1 rRNA gene is annotated in these 255 nt (G+C 56.5%); it reads right to left on the bottom strand.

The features are described from left to right. A 23S ribosomal RNA gene (locus HW452_RS17435) occupies nucleotides 1–255 on the bottom strand; the annotation flags it as partial.

Raw genomic sequence — 255 nt, 5'->3', positions numbered from 1 at the left:
CTCACCCTGACCACCTGTGTCGGTTTGGGGTACGGTCGCACATGATCTGAAGCTTAGAGGCTTTTCCTGGAAGCGTGGCATCAATGACTTCCTGACCGTGGTCAGTTCGTCTCGTCTCTCGGCCTTGGAGGGTCCCGGATTTACCTGAGACCCAAGCCTACTGACTTTCACCAGGACAACCAACGCCTGGCTCACCTAGCCTTCTCCGTCCCCCCATCGCAATCATGTCCGGTACGGGAATATTAGCCCGTTTCC

The sequence above is a fragment of the Vreelandella aquamarina genome, from assembly GCF_020075495.1.
In the GTDB taxonomy this organism is placed as follows: Bacteria; Pseudomonadota; Gammaproteobacteria; order Pseudomonadales; family Halomonadaceae; genus Vreelandella; species Vreelandella aquamarina_A.
Note: the sequence above shows the minus strand (reverse complement) of the source record. Positions and strands in the feature narration are given on the sequence as shown.